Genomic DNA, 4089 nt, shown 5'->3' on the forward strand with positions numbered 1-4089 from the left:
CGCGACCATTAAAATGGGGCGGCAGATCCTTGGTGGGGTTTGTTTGTTGTTGGCGTCGATTGCGGCTTCAGCAGCTAACTTAACGGATGTACAGTTTAACTCGCTCCAAGGCGGTAGCTTCGAGGCGCGTTTCACTTTTGACGGTCCGGCGCCCGAAGTGAAGGGCTATACAATAGAAAAGCCGGCTCGAATTGCCCTCGATTTGGTGGCGACTGGGAACAAGCTTTCCCAGAAAAAATTCCCCTTAGCCTACGATAATGCCAGTAGTGCCGTGGTGTTAGAGGGACGTGATCGAACCCGAGTGGTGCTGAACTTGGTTAAGCTCGCGTCATATCAGACCCGGGCAGAAGGCAATGTGTTGGTCGTTGAAGTTGGCAGTGGTGGTGGTCAGGCTTACCTCAAAGAAAAATACAATAGTCCAATAGTGTCCTCATCAAAACCTGCGGCGCCAGCAGCAAATAATATTACAGATCTTGATTTTCGCCGCGGTGATAAGGGCGAAGGTCGCTTAGTTATTCAATTAGCTGACGCCAAAGCAGACATTAATGTCTATGTAGAAGGGTCTAAAATTAAAGTCGATTTAGGCGGAGTTGGTTTGCCAGCAAGCCTGCAGCGCCGCTTTGACGTTGTTGATTTCGCAACGCCAGTGCAATCGATCGAAGCGCGTATGGGCGAGAAAGGCGCGAAGTTAGCAATTGAAGCCAAGGGCGAGTACGACTATCTCGCGTATCAAACCGATACTGGATATGTGGTGAGTGTTAAGCCGCTAACAAAGAAAGAAGTGGCTGATCGCCGTCGCGAATTTGCTTATGTGGGTGAGAAACTGTCGCTTAATTTCCAAGACATTGAAGTTCGCTCAGTGCTACAGCTTATTGCTGATTTCACCGAACTTAACCTTGTCGCGAGTGATACGGTTAAAGGTAATATCACGCTGCGCTTGCAAAATGTACCTTGGGATCAGGCCTTAGAACTGGTGCTTAAAACCAAGGGTCTGGATAAGCGTCAGGTTGGCAATGTTTTGATGGTTGCACCAGCCGCTGAGATTTCTGAGCGCGAGCGCCAGGAGATCGAAGCTCAGAAACAAGTCGAAGAATTGGCGCCTTTGCAAAGTGAATTTATTCGGGTGCGCTATGCCGATGCTGCGGAGTTATTTAAGTTGTTTTCGCGCAATGGTGACCGTGACGGCAACAATAATAATGGCAACAATGACGGCCCTTCTACCGGCAGTATACTTTCACCGCGGGGTACGGTGATTGTTGATGAACGGACGAACTCATTGCTGATCACGGAAACGGCTGAGCGCTTGGATGAGTTTCGTCGTCTTATTGCCTTGATCGATGTGCCTGTTCGCCAAGTGCAAATTGAAGCGCGTATCGTGCGCGCGAGCTCCGACTTTGACCGCTCATTGGGGGTCAAGTGGGGTGGTGCTTATGTCAAACAGGACGGTGATAAGGTCTATTCCGCCAATGGCGATTTGGCAAGCGATCAAGCGACCCAGAATAATTACCTGAGCGCCTTGGCTGCGGGTTCTCCGACCTATAATGCGGTGCCGGGTTTGGTGACGGATCTGGGCGTCTCTGGCGCGGCAGGTTCCTTCGCCTTGGGCTTTATCAGCCCTGACGTTTTGTTGAACCTGGAATTGTCGGCGCTGGAGTCGAAGGGGCGCGGCGAGATCGTATCGCAGCCTCGTGTCGTTACTGGTGATAAAGAACCTGCAATTATCAAGTCGGGTACAGAGATTCCTTATCCTCAATCTTCAGCGAATGGTGAAACCACGATAGCCTTTAAAGAGGCGGTGTTGAAACTCGATGTAACGCCCATTATCACACCTGACGATCGAATTATTATGGATTTAACGATCAACCAGGACACAATTGGTTCGCTGGTTATTTCCACGGGTTTGGGTGGTCAGGTGCCGACGATCGATACCACTGAATTGAAAACCCGCGTTTTAGTGAGTAATGGCGAAACGGTCGTGCTCGGTGGGGTTTATGACCAAATTGATATCGAGTCAGAGACAAAAGTGCCTTTACTTGGCGATATTCCCTTTATCGGGCATTTATTTAAAACCACCACAGTGACCCGTGAGAAGCAGGAGACCTTGATCTTTATTACGCCGCGGATTCTCGCCGACAGTTTGGTAGATTAATTGCTGATGATGAAGTCCGGTGCGGTATTTTTGGTCGGGCCAATGGGGGCAGGTAAAAGCACTATTGGCCGCTTGCTAGCAGAGACCCTGCGCTTTGAATTCTGTGATGTTGATCGCGAGATTGAAGAGCGCAGTGGTGTCGATATTCCTTGGATCTTCGATATGGAGGGCGAAGAGGGCTTTCGGGATCGCGAAGAGAGTATGTTGGCGGAGTTAAGTGACGGCTCTCAGGTCGTTATCTCGACTGGTGGTGGCGCTGTATTGCGGGGCGTTAGCCGCAAATTGATGGTGGCGCGCGGCACGGTCATTTATCTTAAGACCTCGGTAGAAGAACAGGTGCGACGCACTGCCCGAGATCGCAAACGGCCCTTATTGCAAAATGGGGATCCCGGTACGACCTTGCGGAATTTAATGGCCCAGCGCGAGCCTCTTTACGAAGAAATTGCGGATTACACGGTATTGACCGATAATCGCACCCCGAAATCAGTTGTTCAAGAATTGTGTGAACAACTTGGCGCCAGCGACCTTAGCGCGCACTATTGATATACTAGGTGTCCCTGTCTAGGGGCACCATACTCTTTTCCCGGACACATATTAATGAAACACCTCGAAGTCGATTTGGGAGCGCGCAGCTATCCCATTTTTATCGCGCCCGGCATCTTGGCTGATGGCCCGCTGTGGCTGAAATATATCAGTGGCAAGCAAGTTTGTATTGTGAGTAATGACACTATTGCACCGCTTTATATGGCCGCACTAAAGCAGCAGTTAGTGGGTAAATCGGTCTGTGAAGTGATCTTGCCAGATGGTGAGGCGCATAAAACCTTGGCTGTATTGGAAACGATTTTTGATACTTTGCTGCAAGAAAATCACAACCGCAGCACAACGCTTATTGCGCTTGGTGGCGGGGTGGTTGGTGATATGTGTGGTTTTGCCGCAGCCTGCTATCAACGCGGTGTACAGTTTATTCAGATTCCGACGACGTTACTGGCGATGGTGGATTCCTCTGTTGGGGGTAAAACTGGGGTTAACCATCCCTTAGGCAAAAATATGATTGGGGCGTTTCATCAGCCCAATTGTGTCCTAGCTGATTTGGAATTGTTAAAAACCTTGCCAGATCGCGAGTTTGCGGCAGGCATGGCCGAAGTTATTAAATATGGTTTGATATGTGATGCCGATTTTTTTGTTTGGTTAGAGGAAAATATAAGCGCATTAATGGCTCGCGACGCGGATTTATTGAGCGAGGCCGTGTACCGCAGCTGCGTAAATAAAGCTGCGGTCGTTGCGGAAGATGAGAGAGAGGGTGGTCGGCGCGCTATTTTAAATCTCGGCCACACCTTCGGTCACGCAATTGAAACGGCAGAAGGCTACGGTAACTGGCTGCATGGCGAAGCAGTTGGCGCCGGTACGGCATTGGCTTTAGCGCTCTCCGTTAAAATGGCGTGGCTAGAGGCGGAAGTTGAAGCGCGGGGCCTGGCTTTGTTAACAAAGGCTGGTCTACCCGTTGCGCCGCCGGCAAATATGAATGTGGATCAATTTTTGCAGCTGATGGGGCGTGATAAAAAAGTATTGGATGGCCAATTACGCCTGATATTGTTGACTGGTTTGGGTGAAGCGGTGGTCAGTTCTGAGGCGAGTATTGAAATGATTAGCCAAGTATTGCTTGCCGCCGGTGTTAGTGCTTAGCTGTCATTATTTGCGGGTGATTGATTAAATATTGATCGCCGGATCGGACGAAGTTTGTCGCTGGTGCTCCGTCCGTGTAGAATGTCACTCCTTTTTTCGGGTATGTGTAAAATCCCGAAACATTCTTTCCGACTATCTTTTTGTTTTTCTTAGTAATTTTGCGAGAGTCGTTTTATGAGTACAGGCCTGTACAGACCTGATGATGTGCGCGATAACTGTGGCTTTGGCCTGATTGCCCATATGCAGGGCACCGCCAG

Annotated in this window: 3 protein-coding genes; all 3 read left to right on the top strand. The window is 49.7% G+C overall.

The window, feature by feature from the left end:
- Window positions 1-2149, top strand: a 2149-nt coding sequence (locus ABYT30_RS16515) for a type IV pilus secretin PilQ (protein ID WP_373097548.1), incomplete at its 5' end; no start/stop codon positions are given.
- 6 nt (window positions 2150-2155) lie between these two features.
- Window positions 2156-2692 (top strand): shikimate kinase AroK, encoded by a 537-nt coding sequence (aroK, locus tag ABYT30_RS16520; protein WP_373097549.1) that lies wholly within the window; start codon window positions 2156-2158, stop codon window positions 2690-2692.
- Window positions 2693-2746: 54 nt separating this feature from the next.
- Window positions 2747-3832 (top strand): 3-dehydroquinate synthase, encoded by a 1086-nt coding sequence (gene aroB / locus ABYT30_RS16525; protein ID WP_373084651.1) that lies wholly within the window; start codon window positions 2747-2749, stop codon window positions 3830-3832.
- Window positions 3833-4089: the final 257 nt, after the last annotated feature.

Origin of the sequence: Zhongshania sp. (assembly GCF_041623545.1) — a bacterium.
Lineage (GTDB): Bacteria > Pseudomonadota > Gammaproteobacteria > Pseudomonadales > Spongiibacteraceae > Spongiibacter.